We start from the raw sequence: 18,193 nt of genomic DNA, 5'->3' as shown, positions 1-18,193 counted from the left end.
CGGACGTGTCGCTGCCCGGCCTGTCCGGGCAGCGACGCGTTCCGGCCTCGTGGCGGCCGTCGAGGTCAGGACTTGACCAGGCGTGCGATCGCCGCGGTCGCCTCCTTGATCTTCGGCTCGACGTCGCCCTGCGCCGCGGCGTCCACCACGCAGTGCCGCAGATGGTCCTCCAGCAGGCCGACCGCCACCGCGTGCAGCGCGCTTTTCGCGGCCGAGATCTGGGTCAGGATGTCGATGCAGTAGGTGTCCTCGTCGACCATCCGCTGCAGCCCGCGGATCTGCCCCTCCACCCGCCGCAGCCGCGACATCAGGGCCTGCTTCTCAGCCGAATACCCGTGCGGGCCCACCGGCGACGCTTCACTCATTCCCCGAAAATACCCGCCACCCGTATCGACCGGCGGCCCTGACCGCGCCTTCCCCGGGGGCGACCGCCAGGGGTCAGCCGGCGTGGGCGGACAGGGCGAAGGCGGACAGGAAGCCGGCGACCGCGATCAGGCCGATCAGCAGGTGCGCGTCCTCGAAAGCCTCCGGGATCATGGTGTCGGTGACCATCGCCAGGATCGCCCCGGCGGCCAGGGCCGTGATGCCGGCCAGGACCTCGGCCGGCGCGTCGCCGAGCACCGTGTAGCCGGCGATCGCGGCCAGCGCGCTGACCAGCGCGATCCCGGTCCACAGGCCGAAGACGTACCGTTTGCCGCGTCCCGCCTTGCGCATCCCCGCCGCGCTGGACAGCCCTTCCGGCACGTTGCTGATGAACACCGCGGCCACCGTCGCCACCCCCACCGCGCCGCCGCCGAGCAGGCTCGCCCCGATCACGATCGACTCGGGGACGCCGTCGAGCAACGCGCCCAGCGCGATCGCCGTACCCGAACCGGATTGTTCCTGCTCGGACGGCTGTTGATCGCCGGAGCGTTTCCGGTGCCGGGCGCCGCGCCGGGCGAGCAGCAGGTTGCATCCGGTGTAGAGGCACGCGCCCACGGCGGCGCCGACCGCGGTCGGCAGCAGCCCGCCCTGCTCGTCGGCCTCGCCGATCAGCTCGAACGCGACCGCGGAGAGCAGCACCCCGGCCCCGAAGGCCATCACCGAGGCGACGAGTTTCTGCGGCACCCGGACCAGGAACCCGATCGCCGCGCCGAGCACCAGCGCCGAACCGGCCAGCAGCCCCCAGCCGCCGGCCTGCAACCACTGCGGCACCTCGTGACCTCCTCGCTGACGCCGATCGTGACGCCGACCGGCTGCCTGCGGTGTGTTACCCAGTTGCCCGCCGGTAAACGACGGTGTTCCGCGGTGCAGCGGCCGGCGACCGGGCAGCCGGCCGGCAGCCCGGATGTGCTTTCCTTGAGCGGGTGGCGGACTATCCGCCGGATGGGCAGCGCAGGATAAACCGGACGTCGCATGACTACTCTCACCGCACACTTCGATGTCCCGCTCGGTCCGCGGTCACCGCGGATCACGCGGAAAGCCGTCCTCGGCGTTCTCGCCGTCTGGGGCTACACCGATGACGAATGGACCGACGACGTGACTGTCGTGGTCAGCGAGCTGGTCACCAACGCGGTTCAGCACGGCGCCGGCTCGGTGGTGCTGGCGCTGGAGGCCTTCGACCGGCAGGTCATCGTGTCCGTCGCGGACGGCTCCTCGGTGGTGCCGCGCCGCCGCGAGCCGGACGGGCGGGGTGGCCGTGGCCTGCTGCTGATCGAGGCGCTGACCAGCCGGTGGACGGTGGAGGCGCACGAGGGCGGCAAACGGGTCCGCGCCGAGCTGCGCCCCTATCCGCACGGCGCCGATCTGGCCGTCCCCGCCGGGTCCGCCAGGACCCGCGCGTGAAGATCACGGCACAGGTCGCGGACGGGGTGGCCCGGCTCGGCCTCTCCGGCGAGCTGGACATGTCGACCACCGTGCTGCTGCGGGAGCAGGTGACCGCCACCGTGGCGGGGGCCCGGCCACGGGTGCTGATCATCGACGCCGTGGATCTCGACTTCTGTGACTCGTCCGGGGTCCAGGCGCTGGTCGACGCCCGCCGCCGGGTGCTCCACGAGGGCATCGCGTTCCGGCTGGCCAACCCGCGCGGCATCACCCGGCGGACGCTGCAGATCACCGGTGTCCTGGACGTGCTCACCGGCGAGTGAGAACGGGCGGAGCGCCGGTGGCCCTCCGCCCGTTCACTTCCTTACAGGTTGCCGCTGATGGCGGAGATCAGCTCACCGTTGCCGGTGTCGCCGGAGAACTCCCAGAAGAAGGCCCCGCCCAGGTTCTGCTGCTTGGCGTAGGCCATCTTGCCGGCGATGGTGGCCGGGGTGTCGTAGCTCCACCAGTTGCTGCCGCACTTGGCGTAGGCGGTGCCGGCCACGGTGCCGGTCGCCGGGCAGCTGTTCTTCAGGACCTTGTAGTCCTCGATGCCGGCCTCGTAGGTGCCGGGTGCCGCCCCGGTCGCCGACCCGCCCGGTTCGGTCTGGGTGACGCCGGTCCAGCCGCGGCCGTAGAAGCCGACCCCGAGCAGCAGCTTGTCGGACGGGATGCCCTTGCTCTTCAGCTTCTGGATGGCCGCGTCCGAGTAGAAGCCGGCGATCGGGATGCCCGGGTAGGAGGTGAGCGGGGAGTGCGGTGCGGTCGGGCCGGTGTTGGCCCAGGCGCCGAAGTAGTCGTAGGTCATCGGGAAGACCTTGGTCAGCTTCTGCGCCGCGGTGGCGTAGTCGGTCAGGTCGATCTTGCCGCCGGTGCTGCCGTCGGCCGTGATCGCCGCGGTGATCAGGTAGCTCTGGCCGAACTTGGTGCGCAGCGCCGAGATCACCTTGTTGAAGGCGTCCGGGCCGCTGCTGTCGCACTGCAGCCCGCAGGCGTTCGGGTACTCCCAGTCGATGTCGATGCCGTCGAACACGTCCGCCCAGCGCGGGTCCTCGATCATGTTGTAACAGGAGTCGGCGAACGCCGCCGGGTTCTGCGCGGCCTGGGTGAAGCCGCCCGACCAGGTCCAGCCGCCGATCGAGTAGATCACCTTGAGGTGCGGGTACTTCTTCTTCAGCTTGCGCAGCTGGTTGAACGAGCCCCGCAGCGGCTGGTCCCAGGTGTCCGCGACGCCGTCGACGGACTGGTCCGCGGTGTAGGCCTTCTCGTAGTCGGCGTACGAGTCACCGATCGAGCAGCGGCCGCCGGTGCTGTTGCCGAAGGCGTACAGGATGTGGGTGACCTTCGACGCCGACCCGGACGTGTCGATGTTCTTCACGTGGTAGTTGCGGCCGTAGACGCCCCACTCGGCGAAGTAGCCGACCACCCACTTGTCGCCGGACGGGCCGGTCGGGGGAGTGGACGGCGAGGTCGGCGGCGTGGACGGCGAGCTGGGCGGGGTGCTCGGCTCGGACCCGCCGTCGCAGGCGCCCTTGTCGGCCCAGACCCCCCACTGCCCGCTCGCGGACGGGACATCGCCCTGCGTCCACCACTTCGCGGAGTAATTCTTGCTCTGGTACGACACGGCGGCGCCGCCGGTGTAGACCTGCGTGGCGCTCCACGCCGGGGCGCAGGGTGTGGCCGCGGACGCGGTGGCGACCGGGACCAGCATGGCTGCCGCCCCGATCAGCGTGGCGGCGCCGGCCCAGAGGGTACGGCGAGTGATCATGAAATCTCCAAACATTGACGTACGTCGATGCTTTGAGCCACGCGACGTCCTTGTCCCGTGGCTCGGGTGGTTCAGGCCGCGGAGAACCCCGCGTCGGAGAAGACCCGCTGGGCCAGCGCCGAGCGCATCAGCTCCCGGAAGGCCTCCGCGGTCACCCGGTTCCCGCCGGAGGGGGTCAGGACCAGGGTGAACTGCTGGGCGTGCTGGATGCCCTCGCGGAAGTCGACGACCCGCAGGTCCGCCTTGGCCGCGACGACATCGGTGCGGTGCACCACGGCCACGTCCGCGGCCCCCGTGACCACGGCCGCCACCGCGCCGGGCCCGTCGGTCCGCAGCGTGGCCGGGACCAGGCCGGCCGCGTCGGTGCCGGCCGCCACCCGGACGCCGGGCCGGCGCAGGTCGGCGGCGGTGTGCACGTCCGTCGCGGTCCGGGCCGTCGCGATGACCAGCGGATTGCGGGCCACGACGGCGGCCGGGTCCGCGGCCCGCGGGTCGTCGGTGAGCGTGACGTCCGCGGTGCCGCCGACGCCGTACTCGACGAGCACCTCGGTGCCCGGGAACGCCTCCTGGAACTGGCCGGTGAGGACGTTCAGGACCGGCCGCAGCTCAGCGTCGGCCCGGACGCTCAGCCGGCCCTGCGGCTGCCCGGAGGCCGCCACCGCGTCATGGTGGTGATGGTCGGGCCCGGTGGCGACGGCCGGTGGCGCGGACGAGCAGGCCGTCGCGGTCAAGGCCACGACGGCGGCCACCATGAGGAATCGGATCATCGGCTCAGCAGGCGCCCTTGTCCTGCCAGACGCCCCACTGGCCGGCGGTGCCCGGCTCCTCGCCCTGGGTCCACCAGCGGGCGGTCCAGTTGTGGCCGGCGTGCGACACGGTCGCGCCGCCGGTGTAGACGGCCGAGGCGGACCAGGCCGTCGTGCAGTCGCCGGTCGGCGGGGGAGTGGTCGGCCCGCCGCCGCCCCCGGTGCCGCCGACGTTGACGTCGACGCAGGCGTAGAAGGCGTTCGCGGTGTCGTAGATGTTCCAGACACTGAGGATCTTGTGGCGGCCGGCCGGCAGGCCGGTCAGCGTGTGCGACACCGTCGACGGCGGCTGCGAGGCGTTGCCGCTGATCGTCTGGTGCAGCTGGCCGTCGACGTAGTACTGCCAGTTGAGGGTCCGGTGGGCCGCGGTGTTGCGCCAGGTGAACGCGGCGCTGCTGCCGATGTCGGTGGCCTTCCAGCCGGCGTTGTCGTTGTCCAGCACGGTGAAGCCGCTGCCGCCGCTGCAGGTGCGGGCGCCCTTGGGCGCCTCCACGCTCTGCGGCTCGTAGGCGACCTGGCCGCAGCCGGACACCGTGCCGGTGGCGCACTGGTCCTGCCGGCTCGGCGGGCTGGTGATCCAGCCGTGCGCGGCGGCCGGCGGGGCCGGCGCCAGGACTGCCGCCAGGGGCGCCACCATCACCGCCGCGGCCGTCGCCGCCGATCTCTTGTTGATCTTCATGTCGCTCCTCGGGGACACACGGCGGACACGTTGACGCCCGCCGATATTTATCAGAGCGATTAACAGTTAAGTTTGTCAACAGTTTGAACGAGAAAGGTCATCAGGAAACGCTCTCCGGCGCCACCTGCGGAAAGAGAGCGCTCTCGCGGGAAACATCATCGAAGTCTGCCTATTGACGGCGATGCCACGCCTGCCTATCGTGGCTCGACACATCGATGGTAACAACAGTTAACGTCTCTGTGCCGAGGAGTTGCCGTGCATCGAAGACCAGCCGCCGTCCTGGCGGCCGCCCTCGCCGCCACCGCCGTGGCCGCGCTCACCCTGACCACCCACGCCGACGCGGCCACCGCGCCGGCCGGCGTCACCCCGGAGCTGTTCACCGCCCTGCAACGCGACCTGCGGCTCACCCCGGCGCAGGCCACCGCCCGGCTGGACACCGACCAGCGGGCCGGCCGCACCCAGCAGGTGCTGCGCCAGACCCTCGGCGCCCGCTACGGCGGCACCTGGGTCGCCGGCGACGGCAGCACCGTGCGGGTCGGCATCACCGACGACACCGCCGCCCCGGCCGTCCGGGCGCTCGGCGCCGAACCGGTCCGCGTCCCGCGCAGCGAGGCGAACCTGCAGGCCACCGTCGCCCGGCTGGACCGCGTCCCGGCGCCCGCCGCGGTCGAGGGCTGGTACGCCGACCTGATCGCCAACACGGTGGTCGTGCTGGCCCACGGCGACGCGATCGGAACCGGACACGACTTCGCCCGCCGGGCCGGCGTCGCGGCCGCCGTCGAGGTCCGCGCCACCACCGAGAACCCGCGGCCCTACCTGGACGTGATCGGCGGCAACGCCTACTACATCGGCAGCGGCAGCCGCTGCTCGATCGGCTTCTCGGTCACCGGCGGCTTCGTCACGGCCGGTCACTGCGGCCAGGCCGGCGCGCGGACCAGCCAGCCCGCCGGCACCTTCCAGGGTTCCACCTTCCCGGGCCGCGACTACGCCTGGGTCCGGGTCGACGCCGGCAACACCCCGCGCGGCCTGGTGAACAACTACAGCGGCGGCACGGTCACGGTGGCCGGCTCCACCGAGGCCGCGGTCGGCGCCGCGGTCTGCCGGTCCGGCTCCACCACCGGCTGGCACTGCGGCACCATCCAGCAGAAGAACGCCTCGGTCACCTACGCCGAGGGCACCGTGAGTGGGCTGACCCGCACCAACGCCTGCGCCGAGCCGGGCGACTCGGGCGGATCCTGGCTGGCCGGCAACCAGGCGCAGGGGGTCACCTCGGGCGGCTCCGGCAACTGCAGCACCGGCGGCGTCATGTACTTCCAGCCGGTCAACCCGATCCTCGCCGCCTACGGCCTCACCCTGCTCACCTCCGGCGACCCGGGCCCCGGCCCGACCGGCCCGACCACCCCGCCGCCCGGCGGCACCTGGGCGCCCGGCGTCACCTACGCCGCCGGCGCCCAGGTCACCTACGGCGGCGCCGCCTACCGCTGCCTGCAGCAGCACACCTCGATGACCGGCTGGGAACCGCCCGCCGTGCCGGCCCTCTGGCAGCGCCTCTGACCGCCACCCGCGGTCGACCCTCCTCTCCCGACAGGTGATCCCCCAAGGAGTCCCGGTGACAACGAGATCCGTTCTGACCGCGGTGACGGCCCTGGCCGTCGGCGTGGCCACCATCGCCTTCACGCCACACGCCGGCGCGCAGGCCGCCCCGCAACCCGCACCCGCCTCGCCGGCCACCACGCCGCCCGCCGGCGCCCTGGCCGCCGCCGACCGGGCCGCCGCCAGCGGCCTCGACGCCCTGGCCAAGGGCCCCGACGACGCCTTCCTGCGACGCCACGCCGTGGCCGGCCTCGGCGGCCTGCAGTACGTCACCTACGACCGCACCTACCGCGGCCTGCCGGTCGTCGGCGGTGACGCCACCGTCGTGGTGGACGCCGCCGGCCACGTCACCGACACCCTGGCCGCCGACCACGGCCAGGTCACGCTGTCCTCGCTGACCCCGCGGATCCGCGCCGGCCAGGCCGCCGCCACCGCCCGCAAGCAGCTCGACACCGTGTCGACCGCGAGCAAGCCGCAACTGGTCGTGCACGCGCTGACCGCCACCCCCCGGCTGGCCTACGAGACCCTGCTGAGCGGCACCAGGGACGACACCCCGAGCCGGCTGCACGTCTGGGTCGACGCGCAGACCGGCAAGGTCCTGTCCACCAAGGACGACGTGGTCTTCGAGGCGGCCCGCGGCTACCTCAACGGGCCGGTGCAGATCGACACCAACGGCGGCCTGCTGCAGGACCCGCAGCGGGCCGGGCTGTCCTGCGGCAACTACAGCAGCAAGCAGACCTACCGCAACGGCGGCACCGGCACCGGCACCGACCTGCAGACCGCCTGTGTCGACGCGTACTACGGCGTCCAGCAGGAGTGGAACATGCTGCAGAGCTGGCTGGGCCGCAACGGCGTCAGCGGCACCGGCCGGGCGTTCCCGCTCTACGTCGGGCTGAACGCGGTCAACGCGTACTGGGACGGCTCGACCGGCACCTTCGGCCACAACTCGTCGAACACCGCGCAGGCGGTCAGCATGGACGTGGTCGGCCACGAGATGGGCCACGCCATCGACCAGTTCACCGGCTCCGGGACCGCCGCCGAGAGCGGGCTCGGCGAGGCCACCGGCGACATCTTCGGCGCGCTCACCGAGCACTTCGCGAACAACACCAGCGACCCGGCCGACTACACCGTCGGCGAGGAGATCAACCTGGTCGGCTCCGGGCCGATCCGGTACATGTACAACCCGGGCACCAACGGCGACCCGAGCTGCTACTCGTCGTCGATCCCGGGCACCGAGGTGCACGCCGCGGCCGGCCCGACCAACCACTGGTTCTACCTGCTCAGCGAGGGGAGCCGGCCGGCCAACGGCAACCCGGCCAGCCCCACCTGCGACGGCAGCACGGTCACCGGCATCGGCATCCAGAAGGCCGGGCAGATCTTCATGTCCGCGATGAACATGAAGACCTCCGGCTGGAGCGCGCCGAAGTATCGGGGGGCCACGGTCCGGGCGGCGGTCAACCTCTTCGGCGCCGGGTCCGCCGAGTGCGCCGCCACCAAGGCCGCCTGGAGCGCGGTCAGCATCGGCACGCAGTCCGGCGAACCGGCCTGCACCACCGTCCCGGCGAACGACTTCTCGCTGTCCACCAGCCCGGCCGCCGGCACCCTGGCGCAGGGCGGCACCGTGACCACCACGGTCGCCACCCAGCTCACCGCGGGCAGCGCGCAGCCCGTCACGCTCAGCGCGTCCGGCCTGCCGTCCGGGGTCACCGCGACGTTCAGCCCGGCCACCGTGACCGCCGGCCAGTCGGCCACGCTCACCCTGCGGGCGTCGTCGACCGCGGCGCTCGGCAGCAAGGCGATCACCGTCACCGGGTCGGCCGCCTCGGGCAGCCACACCGCGACCTACACGGTCACGGTGACCACCGGCCAGCCGACCGGCAACGACTTCTCGGTGTCGCTGTCCCCGTCGGCCGGCACGGTCGCGCCGGGCAGCTCGGCCACCGCGTCGATCGCCACGGCGGTCACCGCCGGTAACGCCCAGCCGGTCAGCCTGACGGTCTCCGGGGCGCCGACCGGGGTCACCGCCGCGGTCAGCCCGCCGTCGGTCACCTCCGGCGGATCGGCCACCCTCACCGTCACGGTCGCCTCCACCGCGACCGCCGGCACCTACCCGCTGACGATCACCGGGACCGGCACGGACACCACGCACACCGCGACCTACACGCTGACCGTCTCCGGCGACACCCCGCCGACCGGTTGCGGCGGCGTGGCGGCCTGGTCGGCGACCCGCGGCTACGTGCCCGGCGACAAGGCGTCCCACAAGGGTCACCTGTGGAACTCCACCTGGTACTCCACCGGCGCCGAACCCGGAGCACCCGGCTCCTGGGCGGTCTGGACCGACGCCGGACCCTGCTGACCGGCTCGTCAGCCGACGGGTGACGCACCCTCCGGACGCCGGTTCTCCGAGCCGGAGGGTGCCGCACCTCCGGAGGCCGGTTCTCTGAGCCGGAGGGTGCCGCACCTCCGGGCGCCGATCCTCTGAGCCGGAGGGTGCCGCACCTCTGGGCGCCGATCCTCTCAGCGGACCATGACGCACCTCCGGACGCCGGTTCCCCTCAGCCGGAGCGCGCGGCGTCTCCGGACAACCGTTCCACCTCGGCGAGGCCGTCACGCATCAGCGTGACGGCCTCCGCCGCGCGGCCCTGCGCCTCCAGGTTGTCGGCGAGCGCGAGCAGCACCGCCGCCAGGCTGCGCCGCGGTCCCCGCCGGCGATAACCGTCGGCGGCGGCGCGCAGATGACGCTCGGCCGCCCGGACATCGCCCTCATCTGCCGCCAGCGCGGCCAGCACCCGGTCCGCACCGGGCCCGCCGGACCGCAGACCGACGAGCAAAACCCGTGCTTCGGTACGCCGATCCAGCCGTCGATAGACCGCCGCGAGCTCCACCGCCGCGTCGACGAGCGGACCGGACAGTCCGGCAGCGGCGAACCCGCCGTGCGCCCCGGTCAGATCCCGGACCGCCCCGTCCAGATCCCCGGCGGCGTGCCGGGCCCGCCCGCGGATGAGCCGGCAGTGCGCCAGTTCCACGGCCAGCGCGGCCTGCCGCCGGGCGTGCCGGGCCTGCAGCAACGCTCCCGCGGCCGCCTGCGGGTCGCCCCGGTCCAGCAGCGTGCCGGCCACCGCCAGGTGCAGGTCGGCGACCGCGCCGGCGTCCGCGGGACCGGCCAGCGCCAGCGCCGCCGACGCCGCGTTCGAGGCCGCGTCCTCGTCGTCCAGGTCCCGGTGGCACAGCGCCAGGCCAGTGTGCAGGGCGAGCAGCGCCTCCGGATCCGGCAGCCCGGCCGCGGCCAGTTCGTCGAGCGCCCGGCTCAGCAGGAACACCGCGTACCGCGGATCGCCCTGCCGGCGCAGGCATTCGGCCTGCCCAGCCACCGGCGCGGCCCGCAGATGCGCGGGAGCCGCCGCGGCCAACCGCTCCGCCCCTGCGAACGCCCGACCGGCCGCCTCCAGATCGTCACGACGCAGCGCCAGGTGGCCGAGCCCGAGGTGGCACCGGGCCCGATGCAGGTCGTCGCCGACGCCCGCCAGCCGCCGGTATTCCGCCTCGACCGTCGTCACGTCGCCGTCCGTCGCCACGTTGCTGTCCGCCGTCACGTCGCTGTCCGCCGTCACGTCGCCGTCCGTCGCCTCGGCCGCCGTCACGTCGCCGTCCGTCGCCTCGGCTCCGGGCGCCATGCCGCGCGCCGCCTCGGCTGCGGTCGCGTCGCTGGCCGTCGGCTTGATCAGCGCCGGGTCGTTGGCTCTCGCTTCGACGAGCGCCAGTTCCAGGCTCCAGCGGACTCGCCGGTCCGGTGAGCTGCCGGTGGCCAGCTCCTCGGCGCTGGTGCCGAGCCGCTCGGCGAAATGGGCGAGGGCGTCGGTGGACGGGACCCGGCGGCCGGCCTCCACCGACGACACATATGCCGCCGTGTACCGGGGCGCGGCCAGCTCGCGCTGGCTCATGGACCGCGCCGTCCGCAGCCGGTGGATGCGCCGTCCCACGTCGCTCATCGGCTCGTCGGGGTCGTTTGGGGATGGGGTTGCGGGGTGGGTCGGGTCCGGGTTGCCCGTGGGCGCGTCGGGGCCGCTCGCGGATGCGGTCGCGGGGTCGGTCGGGTCTGCGTCGCTCCTTGGCTGGTCCGGGTCGCTCGCGGATGCGGTTGCCGGGCGGATCGGGTTCGCGTCGCTCATCGGCTCGTCTCCGCCGTTCGCGGCTCGGGGCCGTTCGGGTGCGCCAGGATCATCGGCTCTTCTCCGCTGCGCGCAGGCCACGGCGGAGGACCGCCGCTGCCTCGGAGATGCGACCGGAATCGATCAGTGCGTCGGCGAGCATGCGGCAGGTGCGGATCAGTTCGCTCACGAAGCCGCTGCGCTCGTAGCGGTCGGCGGCCTCGGTGAGCAGCCGCTCGCCCTCGGCGGTGTCGCCCCGGCTCACCGCGACCAGGCCGAGCAGCCGGCCGGCCTCGGCCATGCACTCCACGTGCTGGAACTCGGCGCTGACCCGGGCCGCCACCTCGGCGAGCCGGACCGCCTCGTCCCGGTCGCCCTCGCGGCGGCGCACCTCGGCCAGCTCCAGCGTCGCGCCCGCGTGGTCCTGGGCGGCGCCGACGGCCAGCAGGATCTCGGCCGCCGCGCTGAACTCGCGGGCCGCCTCCGGCAGCCGGTCCACCCGGCGCAGCACGTACCCGTACGCCCAGTGGCACAGCCCGATCTCCCGGGTCAGGCCCAGCTCCCGGTAGATCCGGCCGGCCTCGCCGAACATCCGCTCCGCCTCGGGCAGCTCCGCCGGGGTGCGGCGCAGCTGCCCCGCGGTGGTGTAGAAGTGCGCCAGCCACTCCGGGCGGGTGGCCTGCGGCAGGAGCCCGACGATGTCGGCTTCGAGGTCGTGCGCGCGCTCCCGCCAGTCCAGCTCGACGAAGAGGTAGAGCAGCACGGTGGACAATCGCAGCCGCGCGTCCGGATCCGGGGTGCCAGACTCGCGCGCCGCGCGCAGCGCCTCCTGCAGCGTGGCGGTCGCGGTGAACGCGTCACCGCCGGCGAACCGGCAGTACGCCCACCGGGCCAGCGCCGCCGCGCGGGGGACCGGCGGGCAGTGCTCGTCGGCGCGCACCCGGGCGAACTGCTGCTCGGCGCCGCGCAGGTCGCCGCGCTGCAACCGGGCCTCACCCAGCCAGTACGCCGCCCAGCCGGCCGGGGCGGGCAGGGCGTAGCGGGTGGCGTCCTGGTGAACCCGGCGGAACACGTCCTCGGCGTGGTCCACTTTGCCCTGCGAGAGCGCCTTGCGGGCCTGCTGCAAGGTGTCCTCGAGGTCGGCGACGGCGCCCGGCGGACGACCGTACCGCAAATCGTCTTGATCCATGCCGAAGCGGACCGCGAGGTGCGCGATCATCTGGTCGCTCGGTTTCCGGGTGCCGGACTCGACGGCGGCCAGCAGCGTGCGGCTGTAGTCCGGGGCGGCCAGCTCACGCTGGGTCAGGCCGTGCGCGAGGCGCAGGTGGCGGATCCGCGCGCCCACGTCGTCCGTCGTCACGTCAGCTCCCCTCCGGTCGCCGCGATCGTCAAGCATGCCACGGTTGTCAGGCCGGGCTCAGCAGCGGGCCGAGCAGTCCGAGCAGCTGAGCGCGCTGGGCCGGGGCGAGCCGTTGCAGGCCGGGCGCGAGGGTGTCGCGGGCCTCGCGGTAGAGCCGCTCGGTCAGCTCGCGGCCGGCCGGGGTCAGGAAGACCTCGATGACACGGCCGTCCGCCGGGCTCTTGCCACGGGCGAGCAGGCCGCGACGCTCGGCGCGGTCGATCAGGCCGGACATCGTGGACTTGTCCAGGCCCAGGTAGGCGGCCAGCTCGGTGACCCGGGGCCGGCGGTCGCGCAGGATGCCGAACACCCGCAGCTGGGTCAGCGACAGGTCGTTCTCCGCGCCGAGGCGGGTGAGCACGCCGGTCACGTGGAACGTGTAGCGGACCAGGACGTCGAGCACCTCGTCCACCGAACCCTCGGAACCCATGCGTCAGATCGTAGTTGACATCGTTGGGATTCCCAACCATTCTGGAGGTAGTTGGGATTACGAACCATCTCGGAGGTTCCGATGCACGCCGCAGTCCTGTCCGCTTCTGACACCCCGCCGGCCTACCGCGAGCACCCGGAGCCGGTGGCCGCCGAGGAGAACGAGATGGTGGTCGAGGTGCTCGCCGCCGGCCTGCACCACCTGACCCGGTCGAAGGCGACCGGCTCGCACTACAGCAGCGCCGGTGCGTTCCCGCTGGTGCCCGGCGCCGACGGTGTCGTCCGGGATCCGACCGGCCGGCTGCGCTATGCCGTCCTGGACGACACGAGAGCCGGGACGTTCGCGGAGCGGACGGTGATCGACGTCCGGCGCAGCGTGGTGCTGCCGGACGGCGTGGACCCGGTGCGGATCGCGGCGGCGATGAACCCGGCCATGTCGTCGTGGGTGGCGCTGCGCCGCCGGATCGGGTTCACGCCGGGCCAGCGGGTGCTGATCATCGGGGCCACCGGGAACGCCGGGCGGATGGCGATCCAGGTGGCGAAGCTGTTCGGCGCCGGGCAGGTGATCGCCGCCGGACGGGACGCGCAGCGGCTGGCCGGGCTGGCCGCCCTCGGCGCGGACGAGACCTGCTCCTTCGACCGGATCGAGCGGGCGGCGGACGTCGACGTGGTCCTCGACTACGTGTGGGGCGAGCCGGCCGCGGCCGCGATGATCCCGATGCTGACCGCCCGTGCGGACCGGTCGGCGCCGCTGACCTGGATGCAGATCGGGTCGATGGCCGGGCAGACCGCGCCGATACCGTCGGCCGCGCTGCGGGCGGCCCGGCTGCAGATCGTCGGCAGCGGGATCGGTTCGGTGTCGCCCCGGGACTTCATCGCGGAGCTGCCGGAGATCGCGGCGGCGGTCGGTGACGGGCGGATCGACGTGCGGGCGCGGCCGGTGCCGCTCGCCGAGGTGGCCCGGGCATGGACCGCCGAGACCGGCGAGCGGCTCGTGCTCGTGCCCTGACCAGCTCGATCATCCTCAACGGATGACGCCGGTCCGGTGGTCGCCGGGCGACGATGGCGCGATGGCGGAGCGGGGCTGGCAGGATCGCCGGGTCGAGGTGCAGGGACGCTCGGTGTACGTGCGGATGGGCCCCGCGGTGCCCGGCTCGATCCCGCTGGTGCACGTGCACGGCTTCGCGATCTCCGGGAAGTACCTGATGCCGACCGCCCGGGCCCTCGCCGGCCGGGCGACCACCGTCGTCCCGGACCTGCCCGGCTACGGGCGCAGCGCGGACTGGGGGCACCCGCTCGGCATCCCGTCCCTGGCCTGGGCGCTGCTGGAGATCCTGGACGCGCTCGAGATGGAGCGGGTCTACCTGGTCGGCAACTCGATGGGCGGCCCGGTGTCGCTGGAGGTGGCGCACAGCGCGCCGGACCGGGTGGCCGGCATCGTGCTCGCCGCACCGGCCGGCGGCATGCACAACCAGCCGCTCGGCCGGGCCCTGCTGCAGCTCGCCCGGGACGTGACCCGGGAGAGCCTGCGGATGATGCCGGTCGTGCTGCCGGACTACCTGCACTTCGGACCGCTGAACGGCCTGCACCTGTTCAGCGAGCTGATGCGCTTCCCGGCCCACGAGCGACTGTTGCGTACGCCGGTGCCGACGCTCGCCGTGATCGGCAGCCGCGATCCGCTGATGCCGCCGCTGGAGCGGGTGCGCGAGCTGGCCCGGCTGGCGCCCCCGCACCTGAGCGTGGTGGTCATCGACGGCGCGGCGCACGCGGTGAACTACAGCCATCCGGGCGAGCTGGCCCACGTGATCGGTTGCTGGCTCGACGGCCGCGACATTGCCGACGACCCGGCCCAGCCCGGCGTGGCCCGGCTGCTGCCGATCCGGCCCCCTTCCGGTGAGTGACCCATGACCCCCGGCCGGCCTCCGGGGCTGCCGCCGAACCGCGTCCCAGCGATTCCTGATGGAGCTCGGGCGGAATGGCCTGGTCGGGGTGGCCCCGCGGCCGGCCGGACCGGCATTTGATTGAAAGGTGTCGATCGAGCTGCCAGGATGGCGGGATGGTGACGGGTCGGGGTGTCGGGTCGGTCTTGTCCGTTGTGGTGCTGGTGGCCGGTGGGGTGTTCGCCGGGGCGCCGGCCGGGGCCGCGCCGCCGGGAGGTGATCCCGAGACGCCGTGGCGGACGCGGCACTGGCCACAGACGCAGCCGTGGCAGGTGGACGAGCCGGCCGCGCTCGCCAAGCCGGGTGGCGGGCCGCAGCCGATCGACCCGCAGCACTACGAGCTGCCGGACACGATGACCTGGTCGGATTACCGGAAGGTGCCCGGGACCGACTGGGCCGACCCGTCGGTACGCGGCTCGGAGCGCACCTTCAACGGCGCGCTCGTGCTGGTCGACTACCCGAACCAGCCGTTCGTGGTGACCCAGCCGGAGCACTCGACGATCTACCGCAACCCGTCCGGCGTACAGAACCTGGCTCGTGATGATGTGCCGGCCTTCTATCGGGACTTCCTCAACAAGCTGGGGGAGCTGAACCGCGGGCACACCATCCACGAGTACTGGATGGAGGACTCGAACGGCCGGTTCGGCATCGAGCTGAGCGCGTTCGGCGTCTACCAGATGCCGGCCGACAGCCACGAGTACGGGATCGAGAACTCGATGCAGCGCGGGATGGGCTGCCCGGCCGGCGACCAGTGCGGGCGCGACCTGCGTACCGATGCGCAAGCGGCCTGGATCGCCGCGGTCGGTGCCGAGGAGGCGGGCCGTTACGACTTCGTCTTCTTCCTCTCCGCCGGCCAGGACGAGTCGTCGACCTGGCAGGAGTTCGGGCAGATGAAGTTCGGCGCCAAGGAGGACGTCTCCGACGAGTTCGGGCCGCCGGACGCGGCGCTGCCGAACTGGAACGCGACCCGCTACGTCGACTGGACCTCCTGGCAGGCGTCGTCGAACATCTGGCCGAACGCCTCGCGGGGCAGCTCGCTGCAGGCGGAGAGCTCCGGCATGTCGACCTACGCGCACGAGTTCAGCCACATCCTCGGCGTCGGCGACAACTACAACAATCCGTACGGGATCCCGGCCCGCCGCGACTACAGCGGACCGTGGGAGATGCTCAGCCGCGGCACCTTCAACGGGCCCGGCGGGCCGCACAGCCGGTGGCTGATCCCGGGCACCGCGGGCTCGTCGATGGGCGCCCAGCACATGCTGCGCAACAAGATGAAGCTCGGCATCGTCGACGACGCGGCGGTGCTGAAACTGTCCCGGGACGCCCTGGCGACCTCCGGGGTCGTGGTGACCAGGGTGACGGCCCGTGAGGTGGACCGCGGACGGGCCGGGATCAACGTCACCCTGGACGGCGGCGACCGGTCGGCGGCCTGTGACGCGGCGACGGATCCGTACTGTGACGGCGGCGGCTACGACAACTACACCGTCGAGGTGGTCGACCGGATGGGCTTCGACTCGTTCACCCCGGACTCCGGGGTGCTGCTGGCCAAGACCAAGAACGCGGACAGCGCGCCGTTCATCTGGACCGTCGACGCCAACCCGCAGGACATCGACAAGGTGGACTTCGTGCTGCCGGACGGCACGCCGCAGAAGATGACCGTCGGCGACTACCGGCAGCTGTCCGACGCGCTGTTCCACGCCGGGACCGGGTCGGGCAGCGAGTTCGAGTACGTGGACACCGCGAACCGGCTGCACTTCTACGTGCTGGACCGCAAGCGGGACCGGGACGGGGTGCTGTCCTACCAGGTCGCGGTCCGCTCCCTGGACGGCGCCGGGCCGGCCGCCCGCGGGGTCCGCGCCTTCCCGGCGTCCGCCCGCGCCGACAAGTCCGGCTGGGCCACGTGCACGATTCCGGTACGCAACACCGGCCGTGGTGACGACGTCCTGCGCGTCACGGCGCCCGGCGCCACCCTGCCGCGCGCGGTCGTCGCCGTGCCGGGCGGCCGCACGTCCACGGTCGAGGTGCACGTGAACCGCGCCGGGAAGGTCCCGGTCACCGTCACCTCGGAGAGCAACCCGGCCGCCACCGCCACCACCACCTGCACGGTACGGCGGTAAGGTCCGGCCGGTGTCCGAGCTGAAGCGGCTGGCCGCCGATCATGCCGAGGCGGTCCTGGCCTTCGAGGTGGCGAACCGCGCCTGGTTCGCCACCTCGATCTCCGACCGCGGTGACGACTTCTTCGCCGGTTTCCCCGAGCACCACCGGGCGTCGCTGGCCGAGCAGGCAGCCGGCACGTGCGCCTTCTACCTGCTCGTCGCCGAGGACGGCGCGGTGCTCGGCCGGTTCAACCTCTACAACATCGACGGCGAGGGTGCGGACCTCGGCTACCGGGTCGCCCAGCGTGTCGCCGGACGCGGCGTGGCGACCGCGGCCGTCCGGGAGCTGTGCGGGCTCGCGGCGACCGACCACGGCCTGCGGGCGCTTCGCGCGGCCGCCGCCGACCGGAATGTCGCGTCCCAGCGGGTGCTGATCAAGGCCGGCTTCGTCCCGGCCGGTCCGGTGTTCGTCGGCGGCCGCCGCGGCACCCGGTTCGAGCGCCAGCTGAGCCCTACTTGACGTCGATCCGGCCGGCCGGGTCGGGCGTGGCCATCGCGGCCGGCCACGCGGTGGCGTCGACCTCGAGCGCGGTCCGCAGGAACGCGGTGGAGGCGCGGCGGATCAGCGCCACCCGCTCCGGGCTCTCGTCGGTGGTGTCCGCCGCGCGGTAGCCGTGGATGCCGCCCAGCAGGTGCTCGCCGCCGAAGACGGTGACCAGGCCCTGCGCGCCCGGGCTGAGCCGGTAGACGTCGGTGAACCAGTCCGGGCCGCGGGTGGAGAGCGCCGACTGGTCGGCGTCGCCGGCGACCACCAGGGTCGGCGTCTTCAGGGTGTCGAAGTCCGGGTTCATGAACGGGAAGTGCTCCCGCGCGAACGGGGCCAGCTCGGCCCCGCCGAGCCCGGTGGTGGCCAGCAGCACGCCGGCTTTGACCCGGTGGTCGGTGCGGTCCTCGCCGGGGCGGCCGTCGGCGCCGAGGACGCGGGCGCCGAGCAGCATGCCGGCCGACTGCCCGCCCCACGAGTGCCCGGCGACGGCGAGCCGCTCCGGGTCGGCCCGGCCGGCCAGGCCCGGGAGCGCGGCCAGGATCGTGCCGAGGTCGTCGATGACGCGGACCAGGTCGTCGACCCGGGTCTGCCAGATCGCCGGGTAGCGCGGGTCGGCCGGGGTGACGCCGAGCGTCGCGGAGTCCAGGAAGGTGGGCTGCACGACGACGAAACCGTTGGCCGCCCAGTGGTCGACGAGCGGGTCGTACCAGTCCATCGCGCCGGCGAAACCGTGCGCGAAGACGATCACCGGCAGCTCGGTGCCGGTGGTCGGGGCGGAGACACGGACTTGCAGGTCGTCGCCGCGCTCGGGGGCGGGCAGCACGACGGGTTTCAGAGACAGGATCGGCACGGGGCATCCTTCAGCTATGCGGAGCAACGTTCCACTTCACCGTACGGAGCGCTGCTCCGTTTCGCAAGGGCGGGTGGAGCGATGCTCCGTTTTCTG

Annotated in this window: 17 protein-coding genes; 8 read left to right on the top strand and 9 right to left on the bottom strand. The window is 73.2% G+C overall.

Annotated features, from left to right (window positions below; all coding sequences use genetic code 11):
- Positions 1 to 65: 65 nt before the first annotated feature.
- Together BJY16_RS32725 and BJY16_RS32720 are read right to left on the bottom strand one after the other, a co-directional pair.
- Positions 66 to 365, bottom strand: coding sequence for a metal-sensitive transcriptional regulator (locus BJY16_RS32725; protein ID WP_185043419.1), 300 nt, complete (start codon positions 363 to 365; stop codon positions 66 to 68).
- Positions 366 to 438: 73 nt separating this feature from the next.
- Entirely contained in the window at positions 439 to 1,194 is a 756-nt protein-coding gene (locus tag BJY16_RS32720) for a ZIP family metal transporter (RefSeq protein ID WP_185043418.1), read from the bottom strand.
- A gap of 201 nt (positions 1,195 to 1,395) precedes the next feature.
- Between BJY16_RS32720 and BJY16_RS32715 the strand changes: the two genes are divergently transcribed.
- Positions 1,396 to 1,824, top strand: a complete 429-nt coding sequence (locus tag BJY16_RS32715; RefSeq protein ID WP_185043417.1) for an ATP-binding protein — start codon at positions 1,396 to 1,398, stop codon at positions 1,822 to 1,824.
- Positions 1,821 to 2,126 (top strand): anti-sigma factor antagonist, encoded by a 306-nt coding sequence (locus tag BJY16_RS32710; protein WP_185043416.1) that lies wholly within the window; start codon positions 1,821 to 1,823, stop codon positions 2,124 to 2,126. The genes BJY16_RS32715 and BJY16_RS32710 overlap by 4 nt, the downstream gene beginning before the upstream one ends.
- A gap of 41 nt (positions 2,127 to 2,167) precedes the next feature.
- On the opposite strand, the gene BJY16_RS32705 is transcribed toward BJY16_RS32710, so the two are convergent.
- From BJY16_RS32705 to BJY16_RS32695, 3 genes are all read right to left on the bottom strand, one after another.
- Entirely contained in the window at positions 2,168 to 3,610 is a 1,443-nt protein-coding gene (locus BJY16_RS32705) for a glycosyl hydrolase family 18 protein (protein WP_185043415.1), read from the bottom strand.
- Positions 3,611 to 3,681: 71 nt separating this feature from the next.
- On the bottom strand, positions 3,682 to 4,377 hold the full coding sequence (locus BJY16_RS32700) for a substrate-binding domain-containing protein (protein WP_185043414.1): 696 nt from the start codon (positions 4,375 to 4,377) through the stop codon (positions 3,682 to 3,684).
- 4 nt (positions 4,378 to 4,381) lie between these two features.
- A complete protein-coding gene (locus BJY16_RS32695) occupies positions 4,382 to 5,095 on the bottom strand; it encodes a lytic polysaccharide monooxygenase (protein WP_185043413.1) in 714 nt (237 codons plus the stop codon).
- 255 nt (positions 5,096 to 5,350) lie between these two features.
- Here BJY16_RS32695 and BJY16_RS32690 point away from each other — a divergent pair, with 255 nt between their 5' ends.
- Both BJY16_RS32690 and BJY16_RS32685 read left to right on the top strand, forming a co-directional pair.
- Positions 5,351 to 6,649, top strand: coding sequence for a carbohydrate-binding protein (locus tag BJY16_RS32690; RefSeq protein ID WP_185043412.1), 1,299 nt, complete (start codon positions 5,351 to 5,353; stop codon positions 6,647 to 6,649).
- Positions 6,650 to 6,704: 55 nt separating this feature from the next.
- Positions 6,705 to 9,044, top strand: coding sequence for a M4 family metallopeptidase (locus BJY16_RS32685; RefSeq protein WP_239177829.1), 2,340 nt, complete (start codon positions 6,705 to 6,707; stop codon positions 9,042 to 9,044).
- A 199-nt stretch (positions 9,045 to 9,243) separates the two neighbouring features.
- Here the strand turns inward: BJY16_RS32685 and BJY16_RS48685 are convergent, their stop codons facing one another.
- From BJY16_RS48685 to BJY16_RS32670, 3 genes are all read right to left on the bottom strand, one after another.
- Positions 9,244 to 10,629 carry a helix-turn-helix domain-containing protein gene (locus BJY16_RS48685; protein ID WP_185043411.1) on the bottom strand — a complete coding sequence of 462 codons (1,386 nt, stop codon included), beginning with the start codon at positions 10,627 to 10,629 and terminating at the stop codon, positions 9,244 to 9,246.
- Between the two features lie 277 nt (positions 10,630 to 10,906).
- A complete protein-coding gene (locus BJY16_RS32675) occupies positions 10,907 to 12,196 on the bottom strand; it encodes a helix-turn-helix domain-containing protein (protein ID WP_185043410.1) in 1,290 nt (429 codons plus the stop codon).
- Positions 12,197 to 12,242: 46 nt separating this feature from the next.
- On the bottom strand, positions 12,243 to 12,665 hold the full coding sequence (locus tag BJY16_RS32670) for a MarR family winged helix-turn-helix transcriptional regulator (RefSeq protein ID WP_185043409.1): 423 nt from the start codon (positions 12,663 to 12,665) through the stop codon (positions 12,243 to 12,245).
- An 81-nt stretch (positions 12,666 to 12,746) separates the two neighbouring features.
- On the opposite strand from BJY16_RS32670, the gene BJY16_RS32665 reads away from it, so the two are divergent.
- The 4 genes from BJY16_RS32665 (at position 12,747) to BJY16_RS32650 (ending at position 17,220) form a co-directional block, all read left to right on the top strand.
- Complete coding sequence (locus BJY16_RS32665) at positions 12,747 to 13,673, top strand: quinone oxidoreductase family protein (RefSeq protein WP_185043408.1); 927 nt, start codon at positions 12,747 to 12,749, stop codon at positions 13,671 to 13,673.
- A gap of 22 nt (positions 13,674 to 13,695) precedes the next feature.
- Positions 13,696 to 14,565: an alpha/beta fold hydrolase gene (locus tag BJY16_RS32660; RefSeq protein ID WP_239177831.1), complete on the top strand. Its 870-nt coding sequence runs from the start codon at positions 13,696 to 13,698 to the stop codon at positions 14,563 to 14,565.
- A 194-nt stretch (positions 14,566 to 14,759) separates the two neighbouring features.
- Positions 14,760 to 16,721, top strand: coding sequence for a M6 family metalloprotease domain-containing protein (locus BJY16_RS32655; RefSeq protein WP_239177834.1), 1,962 nt, complete (start codon positions 14,760 to 14,762; stop codon positions 16,719 to 16,721).
- Positions 16,722 to 16,731: 10 nt separating this feature from the next.
- Complete coding sequence (locus BJY16_RS32650; RefSeq protein ID WP_185043406.1) at positions 16,732 to 17,220, top strand: GNAT family N-acetyltransferase; 489 nt, start codon at positions 16,732 to 16,734, stop codon at positions 17,218 to 17,220.
- On the opposite strand, the gene BJY16_RS32645 is transcribed toward BJY16_RS32650, so the two are convergent.
- Positions 17,213 to 18,097 (bottom strand): alpha/beta hydrolase family protein, encoded by an 885-nt coding sequence (locus BJY16_RS32645; RefSeq protein ID WP_185043405.1) that lies wholly within the window; start codon positions 18,095 to 18,097, stop codon positions 17,213 to 17,215. The two genes, BJY16_RS32650 and BJY16_RS32645, sit on opposite strands and share 8 nt — an antisense overlap.
- Positions 18,098 to 18,193 lie beyond the last annotated feature (96 nt).

This window comes from Actinoplanes octamycinicus (assembly GCF_014205225.1).
GTDB lineage: Bacteria > Actinomycetota > Actinomycetes > Mycobacteriales > Micromonosporaceae > Actinoplanes > Actinoplanes octamycinicus.
This window is presented reverse-complemented; position numbering and strand designations above follow the sequence as displayed.

What these genes read in the sequence shown, in the direction of transcription:
- BJY16_RS32695 (WP_185043413.1), bottom strand. Translation starts at nt 5,095, where the DNA reads ATGAAGATCAACAAGAGATCGGCGGCGACGGCCGCGGCGGTGATGGTG.
- BJY16_RS32715 (WP_185043417.1), top strand. Translation starts at nt 1,396, where the DNA reads ATGACTACTCTCACCGCACACTTCGATGTCCCGCTCGGTCCGCGGTCA.
- BJY16_RS32660 (WP_239177831.1), top strand. Translation starts at nt 13,696, where the DNA reads ATGACGCCGGTCCGGTGGTCGCCGGGCGACGATGGCGCGATGGCGGAG.
- BJY16_RS32665 (WP_185043408.1), top strand. Translation starts at nt 12,747, where the DNA reads ATGCACGCCGCAGTCCTGTCCGCTTCTGACACCCCGCCGGCCTACCGC.
- BJY16_RS32725 (WP_185043419.1), bottom strand. Translation starts at nt 365, where the DNA reads ATGAGTGAAGCGTCGCCGGTGGGCCCGCACGGGTATTCGGCTGAGAAG.
- BJY16_RS32700 (WP_185043414.1), bottom strand. Translation starts at nt 4,377, where the DNA reads ATGATCCGATTCCTCATGGTGGCCGCCGTCGTGGCCTTGACCGCGACG.
- BJY16_RS48685 (WP_185043411.1), bottom strand. Translation starts at nt 10,629, where the DNA reads ATGAGCCAGCGCGAGCTGGCCGCGCCCCGGTACACGGCGGCATATGTG.
- BJY16_RS32670 (WP_185043409.1), bottom strand. Translation starts at nt 12,665, where the DNA reads ATGGGTTCCGAGGGTTCGGTGGACGAGGTGCTCGACGTCCTGGTCCGC.
- BJY16_RS32705 (WP_185043415.1), bottom strand. Translation starts at nt 3,610, where the DNA reads ATGATCACTCGCCGTACCCTCTGGGCCGGCGCCGCCACGCTGATCGGG.